Here is a 14,181-nt window from a genome sequence, read left to right on the forward strand (position 1 = left end):
CGCCTCCTGCATAGGTGGCCCCGGAACAAAACAGGGGCATCGTTCGCCCTTGTTCTTATCATGTTCCTGTTTTGTGTCAACCGTCGCGATCAGATCGGCAGGTAATCCACCACGTCGCCGGTGCGGCGGGGGCCGTCATTGGGGGGGCGGACGATCAGCGCATTGGCCTCGGACAGGATGGTCAGCAAGGCGCTGTCCTGGCTGTCGAAGGGCGTGACCCGGCCATCGCAGAGCCGGGCGCGCATGTAATGTTCGCGCGGGCCGTTCTCGCGCAGATCGGCGGCCAGGGTCGCCTGGGCGCGCGGGGCGGGCCGGGCATGCAGGCCCAGCATGGCGCGGATCGCTGGCAGCACGAAGATATGCCCGCAAACCATTGAGGAAACGGGATTACCTGGCAGGCCAACCATCACTGCGCCACCCATCTGCCCCGCCATCAGCGGTTTGCCGGGGCGCATCGCGACCTTGTAGAACGCCTGTTCCATGCCTAGCTCGGCCGCGACCGGGGCCACGATGTCATGATCGCCCACCGACGCGCCGCCGATAGTCAGGATCATGTCCGCGCCCTCGGCCAGCTTGAACACGGCGCGCAGCGCGGCCTCGGTGTCGCGGGCGATGGGCAGCAGGCGAGCCTCGGCCCCGGCCTGTTCCACCAGCGCCTTTAGGCCAAAGCCGTTCGAGGCGATGATCTGAGCGGGGCCGGGTTCCTCGCCCGGCATGACCAGCTCGTCGCCGGTGGCGATGATCGCCACGACGGGGCGGCGGCGCACCGGCACATCTGCGATGTTCATCGAGGCCAGCAGGGCCAGGTCGGCGGGGGTCAGCAGGCGCGGAGCCTTGAGCTGATCGCCCACGCGGAAATCGGCGCCGGCGGGGCGCACATGCGGGCCGACATCCAGCCCATGGTTCAGCGTGATGATGCTGCCCGAGACGGTGACGTCTTCCTGAAGGATCACGCGGTCGGCGCCTTGCGGCATCGGTGCGCCGGTAAAGATGCGCACTGTCTGGCCGGGGCCGATCTTGCCGTCAAAGCCGTGACCCGCGGCCGAGGTGCCGATGACCATAAGCTGCGCATCCACCTCGGCCTCGACCGAGTTCAGCGCATAGCCATCCATGGCCGAGGCGGCAAACGGCGGCTGATCGCGGCGGGCGGTGACGGGTTCGGCCAATACGCGGCCTGCGGCCTGGGCCAGCGGCACGGTTTCAACGCCGGTCGGTGTGACCAGATCAAAGATGCGCGTCAGGGCGTCGTTGACGGAGATCATGCCTCGTACCGGCCCGATTTGCCGCCGTCCTTGAGGCGCAGGCGGATGTCGGTGATTTCCATGTCTTTCTGGGCAGCCTTGAGCATGTCATAGATCGTCAGAGCGGCGACGTTGACGGCGGTCAGGGCCTCCATCTCGACGCCGGTCTGGCCGGTGGTTTTCACCGTGGCCTCGATCCGCACGCCGGGCAGGGTTTCGTCCGGGGTCAGTTCGATCGCGACCTTGGTGATCGGCAGCGGATGGCACAGCGGGATCAGGCTGGCGGTCTGTTTCGCGCCCATGATCCCGGCCAGGCGCGCGACGCCCAGAACATCGCCTTTCTTGGCGGTGCCGGATGTGACAAGGGCCAGCGTCTCGGCCGACATGCGCACCACGCCTTCGGCCACGGCGATGCGCGATGTGACCTCTTTGCCCGACACATCGACCATATGGGCGCGGCCTTCGCCGTCGAAATGGGTCAGATCGGCCATCAGGCGGGCACCGGGTTGGCCAGCAGGTCGCGGGTGGCGGCGGCCACGTCGTTCTGGCGCATCAGGCTTTCGCCGATCAGGAAACAGCGCGCGCCGTATTCGGCCATGTCGGCCAGATCGGCGGGGGTGAAAAGGCCGCTTTCCGAGATCACCATCCGGTCGCCGGGGATGCGCTGTGCCAGTTCCCGCGTGGTATCCAGCGTGGTCTCAAACGTCTTGAGGTTGCGGTTGTTGATGCCCACCAGCGGCGATTTCAGCTCTAGCGCGCGGTCCAGTTCGGCGCCGTCATGCACTTCGATCAGCACATCCATGCCCCAGCCAAAGGCCGCGTCTTCCAGCTCGGCCGCCTGGGCGTCGGACACGGATGCCATGATGATCAGGATGCAATCTGCCCCCAGCGCGCGGGCCTCGGCCACCTGGTAGGTGTCATACATGAAATCCTTGCGCAGCGCGGGCAGGGTGGTTGCCTCGCGCGCTTGCACCAGAAATTCCTTGGCGCCCTGAAAGCTGGGCGTGTCGGTCAGCACCGACAGGCAACTCGCGCCGCCCTGCTCATAGGCCTGGGCCAGCAGGGGCGGGTTGAAATCGGCGCGGATCAGGCCCTTCGACGGGCTGGCCTTTTTCACCTCGGCAATCAGGCCGTATCCGCTGGCCGTCGCGCGTTTCAGCGCCTCGGCAAAGCCGCGGACGGGGCTGGCGGCGCGGGCCTCGGCCTCGACGGCAGAGAGCGGTTTTGCGGCCTTGTCGGCGGCGACCTCTTCCAGCTTGTAGGCCTTGATCTTGTCGAGGATGGTGCTCATGCGGTGGCGGCCTCCGAGGTGATGCGGGCAAGGCCCTTGATCTTGTCCAATGCGGCGCCGCTGTCCAGCGCCTGCGCGGCCATTGCGACACCATCGCGCAGGTCGGTGACCTTGCCCGCGATCAGCAGCGCGGCGGCGGCATTCAGCAGCACCGCGTCGCGATAGGCGCCGGTTTCGCCCGACAGGACCGCGCGCAGGGCCGCGCCGTTTTCCTGCGGGGTGCCGCCGGTGATCGCCTCGAAGGGATGGACGGGCAGGCCGGCCTCTTCGGGGTGCAGCTCGCGGTCGGTGACCGTGCCGTTCTCGACGGCGGCGATCCAGCTGGTGCCGGTGATGGTCAGCTCATCCGTGCCGTCCGAGCCATGCACCAGCCAGGCCTTTTCCGACCCCAGCGCCAGCAGGGTTTCGGCCATCGGGCGGATCATCGCGCGCGAGAATGCGCCGGTCAGCTGGCGCTTGACCCCGGCGGGGTTGGTCAGCGGGCCAAGGATGTTGAAGACGGTGCGGGTGCCCAGTTCAAGCCGCGTCGGCATCACGTGGCGGATGGCGGGGTGATGCATCGGCGCCATCATGAAGGCGATGCCGATCTCGGCCAGGGCGCGTTCCACGACCTGCGCGTCGACCATGACGTTGACGCCCATCTGGCCCAAGGCATCCGCCGCGCCCGACAGGGACGAGGCCGCCTTGTTGCCGTGCTTGGCCACCGGCACGCCGCAGGCGGCGACGGTAAAGGCCGTGGCGGTAGAGATGTTCAGCGTCTTTTTCCCCGAGCCGCCGGTGCCGACGATGTCGATCGCGCCGGCGGGGGCTTTGACGGGGTTGCATTTGGCGCGCATCGCCTGGGCGGCGCCGGTGATTTCATCCACGGTTTCGCCACGGGTGCGCAGCGCCATCAGGAACCCGCCGATCTGGCTGGGCGTCGCGGAGCCGTCGAACAGGATCTCAAAGGCGGCTGCTGCCTCGGCGCGGGTCAGGGGCCGGTCGGCGGCGGCGGCGATCAGGGGTTTGAGGGCATCGCTCATGCGGGCACCTTTACCAGGTCGAGGAAATTCTTGAGCAGGGCGTGGCCATGTTCCGAGGCAATTGATTCCGGGTGGAACTGCACGCCGTGAATGGGCAGCGTCTTGTGGCGCAGGCCCATGATCAGCCCGTCATCCAGCCAGGCGTTGACTTCCAGGCAATCGGGCAGGGTTTCGCGCTCGACGATCAGCGAGTGATAGCGGGTGGCGTCAAAGGGCGAGGGCAGGCCGGCAAAAACGCCGGTGCCGTCGTGATGCATCGTGCCCATCTTGCCATGCACGATCTGCGGCGCGCGCACGACCTTGCCGCCAAAGGCCTCGCCGATGGTCTGGTGGCCCAGGCATACGCCCAGCAGGGGGGTGCGGGTCTCGGCCGCGGCGGCGGTCAGCGCCAGGCAAATGCCCGCCTGGGCGGGATCACAGGGGCCGGGCGACAGCAAGATCGCCTCGGGTTTCAGTGCCATCGCCTGTTGCACATCCATCGCGTCATTGCGCACCACTTTGACGTCCGACCCCAGCTCGCCCAGGTAATGCACCAGGTTGTAGGTAAAACTGTCATAGTTATCGATCAGAAGTAGCATCTTCGGCGGCCTTCGTGTGAAATGGGGGTGAACCCGGCGCGTGGTCGGGCTATACATGTTCAGAGCCGCAAGCCGGGGTCAAGGGCAAGAGCGGCCAACAGGTCTGAAAGGCCGGGGCAGTCGGAGGCAAATGATCGCATGTCGAGCGTGGTGAAAGGTCTTATCTGGGGGTCGGTCGCAACCGCGGCCGGGCTGACGGTTTTGTCGCTGGCCGGGCCAGTGGTTCGGGTTGCGCCCCAGCAGGTTGCGGCCCCGGTTGAACAGCCGGTGGAAACGCCCGTCGAGAAACCCGCAGAGCAGGTTGCCGAAACGCCCGCGCCACTGACACCGGCGCCGCAGCCCGATGCCACCCCCGCCGCGCCCGAGGCCGCGCCGTCGGCCCCGGCTGAGCAGGCCGGCCCCGCGCCGCAGACCGGCAATATCATCGTATCCCCCGGCTCTGAATTCGTGCGCCCGCCCGCCGATGGCCCGGCGCAGTTGCCAGGCGAGACCGCGCCCGCGCCCGCCGTGGTGGCCACGCCGCCCGTACCGCCGCAATCGGCACCCGATGCATCCGCGGGCGAGGGCGACACCGCCGCCGCGCCCAGCCCGGCCGTGGCGACCGCCATGCCCGAACAGATTGCCCAGCCCGAAACCGCTGCGGTCGAACAGCCCGCCCCGGTCGAGGAAGAGCCCGTGCTGCCCAGCCCCGCCGTGCCCGTGCCCGAGCCCGAGGCGCCCAAGGCCGACAGCACCCCGGTTGTGCCGCGCCCGGCCACCGGTATCGGCGTACCCGTACCGCCGATCAATGGCGACGCGTCCGGCGTCACCACCGGCCGCCTGCCGACCGTGACCGACCCCGCCGCCCAGCAGCCCGACACCGCCGAGGTTCAGGGCGAACCCGCCGACCTGGGCGCGATGGCGCGCAATTCGGTGCCGTTCCTGCGCGAAGAGGGCAAGCCGCTGTTCTCGGTCATCCTGATCGATGATGGCGCGGCCGGTCTTGACCGCGCCACCCTGTCGACCTTTACCTTCCCGGTGACCTTCGCCATCGACGCCAGCCGCCCCGACGCGGCCGAGGCCGCCGCCGAATTTCGCCGCGCCGGGTTCGAGGTGGTGCTGATGCCCGCCGCGCTGCCCGAAGGCGCTACGGCCAAGGATATCGAAACCAGCCTGGCCGCCAGCCTGGCCGCCGTGCCCGATGCCGTCGCGATCATGGAGCCCGAGACCCGCGCCCTGCCGTCCGACCGTGTGCAGCTGCGCCAGATGGTGCAGATCCTGGGCGACAGCGGCCACGGGCTGATCAGCTTTGACCGCGGCCTCAACAGCGCCCGCCAGATCGCCGAGGGCGCCGACGTGCCCGCCGGTCTGATCTTTCGCACGCTGGATGCCGATGACGAAAGCGCGCCGGTTATCCGCCGCTATCTCGACCGCGCGGCCTTCAAGGCGGGGCAGGATGGCCAGGTGATCATGCTGGGCCATTCACGGTCGGAAACGGTGAAGGCGCTGTTCGCCTGGACGCTGGAGAGCAAGAGCCCCGATATCCAGATGGCACCCGCCTCGGCGGTATTGCGCGAGCAGTAAGAGGCGCCCTTTGGGGGCAAGTATTATGCCAGAAGTGTTGCTGATCCTGTTTGGGACGGGCGGCGATAAGCAACGGGGTTGTGTCCATTTCGACAAATGCGACAAAGTCGATGAACGTCCGTTCGTAGAGTTTTGGTATCAAGTAGAGCGTTCCAGAAATGACAATTCACGTCATCCCATTCCTGATCGGCGTATGCGGATTTTCCTATCTGATTTTGGCGCTACAGGTCGAGAGCGGCTTCCCGCCATTCTATAGAAAGGGAAATGATGAGTATGAACCGAGTGTTGAGTTTCATTTCATGCTCGCTGTCTTGTTGCTCTTGGCCGTATCCGTCGTAGTCCCCCATCTCTTTATCCTTTTTGGCGCAGTGTCGGCGTGGGGCGGTATAGGTGCTAGGCGACGGGTTAAAAAGCGGACGAATGGCCCGCTCCCATGGCTTCTGACTCCACTTACTATCGGTGTGATGAATCGCTGGCCAATGCTTCTGTTTGATGCTTGGACTATCGGATTTGCTGCGCTGATGGGCCTTTCTCTGCTTGCCGGATAACCGCTGCCAGCTCATGACTGTAAGCGCCGGTCGCGCCCGGCGTTGTGACAAAGGCCCGACACTTCTGGTAAGCGGTATGCCCTCAGCGCGCTTTCTCGGCCCGGCGCGCGTCTAGCTGTTGCCGTTGCGCACGAACAGGCCGGCGTCTTCTGCGGCGCGGCGGATGGCCTTGGATTTGTTGACGGTTTCCTGGAACTCCGACTCGGGGTTGCTGTCGTAGACAACGCCGCCACCGGCCTGGATATACAGCTTTTCGTCCTTCAGCACGGCGGTGCGTAGGGCGATGCACATGTCCATGTCGCCATTGGCGGCGAAATAGCCGACACCGCCGCCATAGACGCCGCGCTTTTCGGGTTCCAGCTCGTCGATGATCTGCATCGCGCGGACCTTGGGCGCGCCCGACACGGTGCCTGCGGGCAGGCCGGCCAAGAGGGCCGACAGGGCGTCGTGATCGTCCGACAGCTCGCCCACCACGTTCGACACGATATGCATCACGTGGCTGTAGCGTTCGATGATGAATTCCTCGGTCGGGCGCACGGTGCCGATCCTGGCCACGCGGCCCACGTCGTTGCGGCCCAGATCCAGCAGCATCAGGTGCTCGGCCAGTTCTTTCTTGTCAGCCAGCAGGTCGGCCTCTAGCGCGCGGTCTTCCTCGGGGGTGGCGCCGCGCGGGCGGGTGCCGGCGATGGGGCGGATCGTGACCTCGTTGTCAAAGACCCGCACCAAGATCTCGGGGCTGGCGCCGATCACCTGGAAGCCGCCGAAATTGAAGAAGAACATGAAGGGCGACGGGTTGGTGCGCCGCAGCGAGCGATAGAGCGCGAAGGGCGGCAGTTTGAAATCCTGCGTCCAGCGCTGCGCCGGGACGACCTGAAAGATGTCGCCCGCGCGGATGTATTCCTTGGCCTTCTCGACCGCGTCCAGATAGCCCTGATGGGTAAAGTTCGACACCGGCGCGCCGACCTGGGCGGCCTCTCCCAGATCGCGGCTGGCCGAGGGGACAGAGCGCTCCAGCTCTCGCACGGCATCCATCACGCGCTCGGCGGCCTGGGCATAGGCGGCGCGCGCCGACAGGCCCGAATTGGTAAAGGCGGGCGACACCACGATGACCTCGCCCTTGACGCCGTCCAGCACGGCCACGACCGAGGGGCGCATCAGCACCGCATCGGGCAGGCCCAGCGGGTCGGGGTTCACGTCGGGCAGATGTTCCACGAGGCGGATCATGTCATAGCCCAGATAGCCGAACAGCCCCGCCGCGATCGGCGGCAGGCCCTCGGGCAGGTCGATCCGGCTTTCGGCGATCAGGGCGCGCAGGTTGGTCAGCGGGTCGCCATCCTGGGGGGCAAAGGCCTCGGCGTCGATGCGGGCCTGACGGTTGATGCGGCTTTCGGTGCCGTGGCACTGCCAGACCAGATCGGGTTTCATGCCGACGACCGAATAGCGGCCGCGCACCTCGCCGCCGGTGACCGATTCCAGCATGAAGCTGTCCTTGCGGGCATCGGCGAGCTTCAGCATCAGGCTGACGGGCGTGTCCAGATCGGCGGCCAGGCGGGCATAGACGACCTGGTTGCGGCCAGCGTCATAGGCGGCCTCGAAGGCCTCGTAATCGGGGAAGAGCGCGGCCATGTCGTCGTGCCTTATGGAAGTTGTGCATGCACCGCGTTGATCGCGGCCTGGTCAAGGGTCAGCCCGGCCTCGTTCAGGCGCGACTGGGTGAAATAGATCATCAGATCCTGCGCCACGGCCTGGGCCGACTGCGCCTCGAGCGCGCTGAGCGTATAGCGGATCGCGTCGTCCTGGGTGTCGGCCGGTTCGATCGCGTCGAGGCTGATCACATAGACCGCGCCGTCCTCGGCCGCGACCACGGCACTGGCGCCGGGCTGGGGCAGGGCAAAGAGCGGCTCGGTCAGGGCGCGGGGCGCGATGGCGCCGCGGGTGGCGGGGGCGAGGGTCTGCACCGGCAGGCCCAGATCGGCGATCGGGGTGCCCTGATCCAGCTGGGTTTTCAGCGCCTCGGCGCGGGCGCTCAGCTGACGGCGGGTTTCCTCGGCCTGCCAGCCGGCGATGGCCTGATCGCGCACTTCGTCCAGCGGGCGCAGATGGGCGTCGGTGATTGCATCGACGCGCAGGGCCATGATGCCGCCATCGTCCAGCTCGATCACCTCGGGGAAGTCGCCGGGCTGGGCGGCATCGGCGGCGGCGCGGAAGGCGTCATAGCCGGTGATCGTGGCATCTTGCGCCGGGAAATAGGATACGGTGCCCAGTTCCATGTCGGTGTCGCGGTCCAGCTCTTCCAGCGTGGCGCCGGCGGCCAGCAGGTCATCGACCTGGGTGATACGATCGGTGATGTCGCGGCGGGCGGCGTCCTGGGCCAGTTCGTCGCGCAGATCGGGCTGGGCGTCCTCAAAGCTGGTTTCCTGCGCCTCGAGCACGGCATTCATGCGGATCAGCGCGGGGCCGAGGTCGGTTTCGAGCGGGCCGGCGATGCCGGGACCGGCCAGGGCAAAGACCGCCTCTCCGGCGGCGCCCAGATCGGCCTTGGCCACATCGCCCATGTCGATATCCGACAGTTCCAGCCCGCGCTCGGCCACCAGATCTTCGAAGCTGGCGGTGCCGGCGTCCAGACGGGCGCGGGCCGCCTGGGCGGCCGCGGCATCGGGATAGACCAGGCGTTCGACAATGCGGCGCTCGGGCTGGACGTATTCGTCGATGCGCTCGTCATAGAGCGCGCGCAGGCTGGCCTCGTCGATCGCGACCTTGTCCAGCAGCATGTCGGGCGTCAGCAGCGCATAGGTGATTTCCTTGGTCACAGGCGCGGTGAACGTGTCGGCATTGGCGTTGTAATAGGCGGTCAGGGCGGTCTCGTCGGGGGTGCCGACCGGCGCGTCCAGCGCGGCCTCATCCAGCATCACGGCGCTATAGCCGCGGCGTTCGCCCAGATAGGTGGTGATCACCTTGCCGTAAGAGGCGGGCAGGGCGCGGCCCGACATGACGGCGCCCTGCAGCAGGGCACGGGAGGTATCGGCGCGCAGCTGTTCCTCGAACTCGGCCTCGGTCAGGCCGTTCTGTTGCAGGGTAAAGCGATAGGTCTCGCGGTCGAACTTGCCGTCAGTGCCCTGGAAGGCGGCATATTCCTTCAGCGCGCGCGCAACCTCGGCGTCGCCCACCGACAGGCCGACGCGGGCCAGTTCGTTATCCAGCGCGGTGTCGGAAATGGAGCGGGCGCGGGCGTTGAACACCAGGCCGAATTCCTGCGCCTCGGCCAGGGTCAGGCGGCGGTCAAGCTGGGCCTCGGCGGCGCGGATTTCCTGCATCAAGGCGCGGTAATAGCGATCGGTGGAAATAGGCGTGTCGCCCACATTGCCGACGCTGCGCACCGAGCCGCCGAAATTGGTGACACCAAAGCCCGTGAGGCCAATCATCAAAAGGCCCAGGATCCCCCAGACGAAGATGTTGCCGGTTTTCTTGGCTGCGCTCATTGGGGGTGCCTTTCCCTTGGCCGAAACGGTTGTTGCGGGTTGTGTAAGCCCTTGGCCGCAGGGCCGCAAGCATCATGCCCGCGCGTCAGTCCTTGCCGCGATAGGGCTCGACATATTGCAGGGCCATGTCCCAGGGGAAGAAGATCCACGTGTCCTGGCTGACCTCGGTGATATAGGTGTCGACCATCGGGCGGCCCTGGGGCTTGGCATAGACGGTGGCGAAATGCGCCTTGGGATAGATCTGGCGCACCAGCTCCAGCGTCTTGCCGCTGTCGACCAGATCGTCGATCACCAGAATGCCCTCGCCGTTGCCCATCAGCTCGGCGTCGGGCGATTTGATCACCTGGGCCTCGCGGCGCTGATCGGCCTTGCCGCCGCCCGAGTGGTAGGATTTGACCGAGATCGTATCGACGGTGCGGATGTCCAGCTCGCGGCTGACGATCATCGCGGGGGCCATGCCGCCGCGGGTGATGGCGACGACGGCTTTCCAGTCGCCATTGTCGGGGCCTTGCCCGTCCAGCCGCCATGCCAGTGCGCGACTGTCGCGATGCAGCTGGTCCCAGCTGACATGAAAGCCTTTTTCATGGGGCAAACGATCGCTCATCGGGGCGCTCCTCAGGTTAGTGCAAGTTTCAGACCCAGCAGCGCGAGCAGGCTGCCAAAGGTCCGGTCAATGACGGTTTTCAGGTTCAGATAGCCCCGGCGCGTGCGGTCGAGCGAGAATATCCGGCTGACAATGATGTTCCAACCGGTGTCGTTGAACAGGATCATGCCCAGCAGCACCGGGTAGACCCAGGTCTCGGTCTCGGGGGGGACAAAGGTCAGAAAGATCGTGCCGAAGAACACGGCCGGTTTCGGGTTGGCCAGCTGCGTCGCGATGCCCAGCCAGATCAGGGCCAGCGGCGAGCGGGCTCGCGCGGTTTCGGTCAGATCGGCCTGCAACGGGTCGGGCGCGTGTTTCCACATCTTCCAGGCCAGATACAGCAGATAGCCCGCGCCCGCGATTTTCATCACACTCAGCAGGGCGGGGGCGACCTCGAACAGCAGCGCCAGACCAAACAGCGCCGCGAGCGCCCAGATGCAGGCGCCCAGACCGATGCCCACGGACAGCCAGGCGCCGCGGGCCATGCCCTCGCGCAGGCTGGTGCGCGCGGCCAGCAACACGGCTGGCCCCGGCGACATGGCCGCCGCCAGATGCACCACGTAGAAAGCAGCAAGGGCGGCCAGCGTCATGGCGGTGTTACTTGCGTCCGGTGACGGCGTCGATATCGGGCGCGTCCACGGCCTTCATGCCGACCACGTGATAGCCCGCATCCACATGCAGGTTCTCGCCGGTGACGCCCGAGCCCAGATCGGACAGCAGGTAGACGGCGGATTTGCCGACCTCATCCTGGGTCACGTTGCGGCGCAGGGGCGAGTTCAGCTCGTTCCACTTCATGATATAGCGGAAGTCGCCGATGCCGCTGGCCGCCAGGGTCTTGATCGGACCGGCCGAGATGGCGTTGACGCGGATGTTCTGTTTGCCCAGATCCTCGGCCAGGTATTTCACGCTGGCCTCAAGCGCGGCCTTGGCCACGCCCATGACGTTGTAATGCGGCATGACCTGTTCGGCGCCGTAATAGGTCAGCGTCAGGCACGACCCGCCATCGGTCATCATCTTTTCCGCCCGGCGCACGACCGAGGTGAAGGAATAGACCGAAATGTCCATCGTCATGCGGAAGTTCTCGGGGCTGGTGTCGACATAGCGACCGCGCAGCTCGTTCTTGTCGGAAAAACCGATGGCGTGGACGATGAAATCCAGCTTGCCCCATTTTTCCTGAAGGGCGGCGAACAGCCCGTCGATCGAGGCCTCGTCGCTGACATCGCATTCCAGCACGATATCCGAGCCCACCTGGTTGGCCAGCGGCTCGACCCGCTTTTTCAGCGCATCGCCCTGGTAGGAAAAGGCCAGTTCGGCCCCGTGATCGGCACAGGCCTTGGCAATGCCCCAGGCGATGGACTTGTCATTGGCAAGCCCCATGATCAGGCCGCGCTGGCCCTGCATCAGTTTGGTTGACATCAGGTATCCCTCGACATCTTTTGAATTTCACTTGGGCAAAGGTGTAGGGCAATCGCCGGGGGCCATCAAGGCCAAGGAAAACGCTGCTTGGCAGTCACTGACGCAGCGGCAGAATTGATCAAGTGGTAAAATCTGCGCATAGGCTGCACCGCTGAAGGAGATGCAACATGACCGACCGGACGGGACTATTTGCCGGCGATGATCCGTTCGCGATCGCGCGCAGCTGGCTGGCCGAGGCCGAAAAGACCGAACCCAACGACGCGAACGCCATTGCGCTGGCGACGGTCGATGCCGGCGGGCTGCCCAATGTGCGCATGGTTCTGCTCAAGGATATCGAGGACGCCGCCTTTGTTTTCTACACCAATTACGAAAGTGCCAAGGCTGGCGAAATAGACACGGGCAGCAAGGCCGCTTTTGTGCTACATTGGAAATCACTGCGGCGGCAGATCCGTGTCCGGGGGGTGACCGAACGCGAAGACGGGCCGCAGGCGGATGCGTATTACGCGTCGCGATCCCTGAAAAGCCGGCTGGGGGCATGGGCCTCGAAACAGTCGCGCCCATTGGCGTCGCGCGCCACGCTTATGGCAGAGGTGGCCAGGGTCACCGCCGACAAGGGACTGAACCCTGACCGCCCGCCCTTTTGGGGAGGTTATAGAATTCACCCTCTGGAAATAGAGTTCTGGGCCGATGGCGCATTCCGGTTGCATGATCGTTTCGTCTGGCGGCGCCAGACATTGGGCGATCCGTGGCAAATTCAGCGGCTGAACCCGTGATATTCGTGTAGCGTGAAATGCAAATGCCCGAAAATATTGGGTAAATTTGTCTTGCAGATTGCGCCGGGTCTGTCACAACGGTCTAGGGACACTCACGAACTTTTTATGCGTAACCAAAATGAACAAACAGGACGACACCACCATCTGCATTATTACAGGGCGGGTGAAATGGTTTGACCCCGGCAAGGGGTTCGGATTCGTGCTGGCCGATGACGGCGGGCCCGATATCCTTTTGCACGCCAACGTGCTGCGCAATTTCGGACAAAGCTCGGTTGCCGATGGGGCGGCGATCGATGTGCAAGTCCAGACGACCGAGCGCGGCATGCAGGCAGTACAGGTGCTGAAGATTGAACCGCCTGCCGGCAGTGACATGCCGCCGCTCGAGGATCTGGCCACGGTCGATGCCGAGGCTCTGGCCTCTGCGCCGCTGTTGCCGGCGCGGGTCAAATGGTTCGACAAGGGCAAGGGGTTCGGCTTTGCCAATCTCTTTGGCAGTGCTGACGACGTGTTCGTGCATGTCGAGGTTCTGCGCCGGTCGGGCCTGGCGGATCTGCAACCGGGCGAGGCGATCAGCCTGCGCGTGGTCGAAGGCAAGCGCGGTCAGATGGCGACGATGGTCTGCTCATGGGAAAGCGCGATTTCCTCCGAGCCCTCTTCCTCGGATTAAGCCTGGCGCTGGCGGCTACGGCCGCCGGGGCGATGTGCGAGGCCGATGAAATCACCCTGCGCGGGGCGCGGGGTGAGATGCGTTTTCATGTCGAACTTGCCGATAGCCACGAGACACGCGCGCGCGGGCTGATGTTCGTCGAGAACCTGCCGATGGGGCAGGGGATGCTGTTCGTCTATCCGGCGCCGCAGCGGGCCACCTTCTGGATGAAGAACACGCTGATCCCGCTGGACATGGTGTTCATGGATGCGCAGGGCCGTGTCACGCGGGTGCATGAGAACGCGGTGCCGCATGATCTGACCCCGATCGACGGCGGCGAGGGCGTGCGCGCGGTTCTCGAGATCAATGGCGGGCTGGCACGGGCGGCGGGGATCGAACCCGGTGCGGTGGCGCGTCACCCGGCATTCGGCGCGGGCGCGCTCTGGCCCTGCGCGACGCCTTAGGGCTTTTCATCGGACGCGCGCGCCTGTAATCAGGCGCCATCGGGGCGTAGCGCAGCCTGGTAGCGCGTCTGTTTTGGGTACAGAAGGTCGTGAGTTCGAATCTCGCCGCCCCGACCATTTGCCGCCTTTGATGCGCGGCAGCAAAAAAAACCCAAAAAAACCGGATCTTAACCTTCTGCGCCGCAGCGAATGCTGAAGCTTTGTGGCCGGTTGGGTGCGTAACCCCATATATTGTGTGGTCTTTTCCAGATCGCCCCCAGATTTACCCACAGGTGGGGCGGTAAGCGTGAATCACCCCATGCAGGACGCGGTTCAAAACCGGCGTGTCCGGTCAATCACAAAAAGCCGGGGTTAGCTCAAATTTTTCCGTTGACCTGCCCCCGTCCTATACGCCAGTTTGTGTGAGCGGTCGGGGATAGCCACTAGATGTAGTGGCCGCGCCGCAGACAGAAGGATCACCAGACATTCCGGATACAAATCCGGGTTTCGCCCATGGCTTCATGTGGCGGGGGGTGTT

General features: G+C 65.4%; 15 protein-coding genes and 1 tRNA gene. 5 read left to right on the forward strand and 11 right to left on the reverse strand.

Annotation, left to right across the window (positions count from 1 at the left end):
* Positions 1-89: 89 nt before the first annotated feature.
* From glp to OE856_RS02405, 5 genes are read right to left on the reverse strand one after another with little or no spacing between them, the layout of a single operon-like run.
* On the reverse strand, positions 90-1,262 hold the full coding sequence (glp, locus tag OE856_RS02385) for a gephyrin-like molybdotransferase Glp (protein WP_263714446.1): 1,173 nt from the start codon (positions 1,260-1,262) through the stop codon (positions 90-92).
* Positions 1,259-1,732: a cyclic pyranopterin monophosphate synthase MoaC gene (moaC, locus tag OE856_RS02390; protein WP_263714447.1), complete on the reverse strand. Its 474-nt coding sequence runs from the start codon at positions 1,730-1,732 to the stop codon at positions 1,259-1,261. Before moaC ends, glp begins: the two co-directional genes overlap by 4 nt.
* Complete coding sequence (trpC, locus tag OE856_RS02395) at positions 1,732-2,532, reverse strand: indole-3-glycerol phosphate synthase TrpC (RefSeq protein WP_263714448.1); 801 nt, start codon at positions 2,530-2,532, stop codon at positions 1,732-1,734. Before trpC ends, moaC begins: the two co-directional genes overlap by 1 nt.
* On the reverse strand, positions 2,529-3,554 hold the full coding sequence (gene trpD, locus OE856_RS02400; RefSeq protein WP_263714449.1) for an anthranilate phosphoribosyltransferase: 1,026 nt from the start codon (positions 3,552-3,554) through the stop codon (positions 2,529-2,531). Before trpD ends, trpC begins: the two co-directional genes overlap by 4 nt.
* A complete protein-coding gene (locus OE856_RS02405) occupies positions 3,551-4,132 on the reverse strand; it encodes an anthranilate synthase component II (RefSeq protein ID WP_263714450.1) in 582 nt (193 codons plus the stop codon). Before OE856_RS02405 ends, trpD begins: the two co-directional genes overlap by 4 nt.
* Before the next feature lie 138 nt (positions 4,133-4,270).
* On the opposite strand from OE856_RS02405, the gene OE856_RS02410 reads away from it, so the two are divergent.
* A complete protein-coding gene (locus OE856_RS02410) occupies positions 4,271-5,695 on the forward strand; it encodes a divergent polysaccharide deacetylase family protein (protein ID WP_263714451.1) in 1,425 nt (474 codons plus the stop codon).
* Positions 5,696-5,916: 221 nt separating this feature from the next.
* Here the strand turns inward: OE856_RS02410 and OE856_RS02415 are convergent, their stop codons facing one another.
* The 6 genes from OE856_RS02415 to fabI all read right to left on the reverse strand — a co-directional run bounded on the left by OE856_RS02415 (position 5,917) and on the right by fabI (position 11,781).
* Positions 5,917-6,258 carry a hypothetical protein gene (locus OE856_RS02415; RefSeq protein ID WP_263714452.1) on the reverse strand — a complete coding sequence of 114 codons (342 nt, stop codon included), beginning with the start codon at positions 6,256-6,258 and terminating at the stop codon, positions 5,917-5,919.
* A gap of 96 nt (positions 6,259-6,354) precedes the next feature.
* Positions 6,355-7,869, reverse strand: coding sequence for an anthranilate synthase component I (trpE, locus tag OE856_RS02420; RefSeq protein WP_263714453.1), 1,515 nt, complete (start codon positions 7,867-7,869; stop codon positions 6,355-6,357).
* Positions 7,870-7,880: 11 nt separating this feature from the next.
* Positions 7,881-9,722, reverse strand: a complete 1,842-nt coding sequence (locus tag OE856_RS02425; RefSeq protein ID WP_263714454.1) for a peptidyl-prolyl cis-trans isomerase — start codon at positions 9,720-9,722, stop codon at positions 7,881-7,883.
* 85 nt (positions 9,723-9,807) lie between these two features.
* A complete protein-coding gene (gpt, locus tag OE856_RS02430) occupies positions 9,808-10,326 on the reverse strand; it encodes a xanthine phosphoribosyltransferase (protein WP_263714455.1) in 519 nt (172 codons plus the stop codon).
* Positions 10,327-10,337: 11 nt separating this feature from the next.
* Positions 10,338-10,955, reverse strand: a complete 618-nt coding sequence (locus OE856_RS02435; protein WP_263714456.1) for a LysE family translocator — start codon at positions 10,953-10,955, stop codon at positions 10,338-10,340.
* Between the two features lie 7 nt (positions 10,956-10,962).
* Positions 10,963-11,781 carry an enoyl-ACP reductase FabI gene (gene fabI, locus OE856_RS02440; RefSeq protein ID WP_263714457.1) on the reverse strand — a complete coding sequence of 273 codons (819 nt, stop codon included), beginning with the start codon at positions 11,779-11,781 and terminating at the stop codon, positions 10,963-10,965.
* A 167-nt stretch (positions 11,782-11,948) separates the two neighbouring features.
* Here fabI and pdxH point away from each other — a divergent pair, with 167 nt between their 5' ends.
* The 4 genes from pdxH (at position 11,949) to OE856_RS02460 (ending at position 13,781) form a co-directional block, all read left to right on the forward strand.
* On the forward strand, positions 11,949-12,554 hold the full coding sequence (gene pdxH, locus OE856_RS02445) for a pyridoxamine 5'-phosphate oxidase (protein ID WP_263714458.1): 606 nt from the start codon (positions 11,949-11,951) through the stop codon (positions 12,552-12,554).
* Between the two features lie 118 nt (positions 12,555-12,672).
* Complete coding sequence (locus OE856_RS02450; RefSeq protein ID WP_263714459.1) at positions 12,673-13,221, forward strand: cold-shock protein; 549 nt, start codon at positions 12,673-12,675, stop codon at positions 13,219-13,221.
* On the forward strand, positions 13,179-13,664 hold the full coding sequence (locus tag OE856_RS02455) for a DUF192 domain-containing protein (protein ID WP_263714460.1): 486 nt from the start codon (positions 13,179-13,181) through the stop codon (positions 13,662-13,664). Before OE856_RS02450 ends, OE856_RS02455 begins: the two co-directional genes overlap by 43 nt.
* Positions 13,665-13,704: 40 nt before the next feature.
* Positions 13,705-13,781: transfer RNA gene (locus tag OE856_RS02460), tRNA-Pro, on the forward strand.
* Positions 13,782-14,181 lie beyond the last annotated feature (400 nt).

Origin of the sequence: Actibacterium sp. XHP0104 (assembly GCF_025751515.1) — a bacterium.
Classification (GTDB): Bacteria; Pseudomonadota; Alphaproteobacteria; order Rhodobacterales; family Rhodobacteraceae; genus Actibacterium_D.

Bases quoted from the DNA above. Each gene is read 5' to 3' on its own strand.
- OE856_RS02405 (WP_263714450.1), bottom strand. From the start codon at position 4,132: ATGCTACTTCTGATCGATAACTATGACAGTTTTACCTACAACCTGGTG.
- OE856_RS02415 (WP_263714452.1), bottom strand. From the start codon at position 6,258: ATGAGCTGGCAGCGGTTATCCGGCAAGCAGAGAAAGGCCCATCAGCGC.
- trpC (WP_263714448.1), bottom strand. From the start codon at position 2,532: ATGAGCACCATCCTCGACAAGATCAAGGCCTACAAGCTGGAAGAGGTC.
- OE856_RS02435 (WP_263714456.1), bottom strand. From the start codon at position 10,955: ATGACGCTGGCCGCCCTTGCTGCTTTCTACGTGGTGCATCTGGCGGCG.
- glp (WP_263714446.1), bottom strand. From the start codon at position 1,262: ATGATCTCCGTCAACGACGCCCTGACGCGCATCTTTGATCTGGTCACA.
- OE856_RS02450 (WP_263714459.1), top strand. From the start codon at position 12,673: ATGAACAAACAGGACGACACCACCATCTGCATTATTACAGGGCGGGTG.
- trpE (WP_263714453.1), bottom strand. From the start codon at position 7,869: ATGGCCGCGCTCTTCCCCGATTACGAGGCCTTCGAGGCCGCCTATGAC.
- gpt (WP_263714455.1), bottom strand. From the start codon at position 10,326: ATGAGCGATCGTTTGCCCCATGAAAAAGGCTTTCATGTCAGCTGGGAC.
- OE856_RS02410 (WP_263714451.1), top strand. From the start codon at position 4,271: ATGTCGAGCGTGGTGAAAGGTCTTATCTGGGGGTCGGTCGCAACCGCG.
- trpD (WP_263714449.1), bottom strand. From the start codon at position 3,554: ATGAGCGATGCCCTCAAACCCCTGATCGCCGCCGCCGCCGACCGGCCC.
- fabI (WP_263714457.1), bottom strand. From the start codon at position 11,781: ATGTCAACCAAACTGATGCAGGGCCAGCGCGGCCTGATCATGGGGCTT.
- OE856_RS02425 (WP_263714454.1), bottom strand. From the start codon at position 9,722: ATGAGCGCAGCCAAGAAAACCGGCAACATCTTCGTCTGGGGGATCCTG.
- pdxH (WP_263714458.1), top strand. From the start codon at position 11,949: ATGACCGACCGGACGGGACTATTTGCCGGCGATGATCCGTTCGCGATC.
- moaC (WP_263714447.1), bottom strand. From the start codon at position 1,732: ATGGCCGATCTGACCCATTTCGACGGCGAAGGCCGCGCCCATATGGTC.
- OE856_RS02455 (WP_263714460.1), top strand. From the start codon at position 13,179: ATGGGAAAGCGCGATTTCCTCCGAGCCCTCTTCCTCGGATTAAGCCTG.